At 47.4% G+C, this 1275-nt stretch carries 2 protein-coding genes; both read left to right on the top strand.

The genetic code is table 11. The features are described 5' to 3' along the window. Positions 1 to 15: 15 nt before the first annotated feature. Positions 16 to 372 carry a transposase gene (locus tag BUB59_RS14895; RefSeq protein ID WP_073231439.1) on the top strand — a complete coding sequence of 119 codons (357 nt, stop codon included), beginning with the start codon at positions 16 to 18 and terminating at the stop codon, positions 370 to 372. Positions 373 to 380: 8 nt separating this feature from the next. Beyond that, positions 381 to 1217, top strand: coding sequence for an IS3 family transposase (locus BUB59_RS14900; protein ID WP_073231437.1), 837 nt, complete (start codon positions 381 to 383; stop codon positions 1215 to 1217). Positions 1218 to 1275 lie beyond the last annotated feature (58 nt).

Raw genomic sequence — 1275 nt, forward strand, 5'->3', positions numbered from 1 at the left:
AAAAGGAATCGAAAAATGAAAAACAACACATCTAAACCGGCAAGCAGCAAGGAAAGCATCAACGCAACGTCTCAGAGAACCCGTAGGGTTCTTGATGATGCTTTCAAGACCAAGGTCGTCCTGGCATCTCTTCGCGAGGATAAGACGCTTGCGGAACTAGCCTCCGAGTTTGACGTCCACCCGAATCAGATTTGCCAATGGAGGACATTCTTTCTCCAAAACGCGGCAAGTATTTTTGCCGGTCCGAAGGAGGAACGCAAGGAAATCGAACGTCTCGAACAGGAACGCGACGAGCTCCACAAAGTCATCGGCCGCAAGGAGATGGACATCGATTTCTTAAAAAAAAACTTGAGGAAATTGGGGTTGCTGTAAGGGTGGAAATGGTGGATCCGGACGACGCCGACAATACGATTTCACATCAGTGCGACTTGCTCGGCATCAGCCGCAATTCCTATTACTACGAACCAAAATTCTCCGATTTCAAGCTCATGGTTATGGAACGGATTGACAAACTGTACACATTGGATCCGACGTCAGGACAGCGCAAGCTTCAGGCAAACCTGAAGAAGTATTACGGCATTGAAGTCGGACGACGTTTAATCCGTCACCTCATGGAAATCATGCAGATTGCGGCCATCTATCCCAAGCCGAATCTGTCGTTCCCAAACAAGATGAACAAAGCGTTCCCATATCTACTACGCAACGTTGCAATCACCCGCGTAAACCAGGTGTGGAGTACGGACATTACGTACATCCGGCTCAAGAACGGCTTCGCCTACCTGACTGCGGTTATCGACTGGTATAGCCGCCGGATTCTGTCGTGGAGACTTTCGACAACGCTCTCGACGGACTTCTGCGAGGACGCCGTACGTGAAGCCATCCAGAAATACGGCTGGCCGGAAGTGTTCAATACGGATCAAGGAAGCCAGTACACATCGAAGCAATTTACCGACATATTCACCTGGAAAGAATGCCCAACGAAACTGAGCATGGACGGCAAGGGAAGAGCCTATGACAACATTTTCGTGGAAAGATTTTGGAGAACGCTGAAACAGGAGGACGTCTATATCAAGGGCTACGAAACAATGGCAGAGTGCAGAAAAGGTCTAGAAGAGTATTTTGTACGATATAATGACGTAAGACTGCATTCTTCCCTTGACTGGAACACCCCATCGGATGTATATTTCAAGAAGGTTCGTTTGGGCAATGTTGCCTAAGTCAAACAAGTTCAACTAAGAATGCAAATTTTTCTGTTGAAAAAAGTGAACCATTATA

Origin of the sequence: Fibrobacter sp. UWEL (genome assembly GCF_900142535.1) — a bacterium.
GTDB lineage: Bacteria > Fibrobacterota > Fibrobacteria > Fibrobacterales > Fibrobacteraceae > Fibrobacter.

What these genes read in the sequence shown, in the direction of transcription:
- BUB59_RS14895 (WP_073231439.1), top strand. Translation starts at nt 16, where the DNA reads ATGAAAAACAACACATCTAAACCGGCAAGCAGCAAGGAAAGCATCAAC.
- BUB59_RS14900 (WP_073231437.1), top strand. Translation starts at nt 381, where the DNA reads ATGGTGGATCCGGACGACGCCGACAATACGATTTCACATCAGTGCGAC.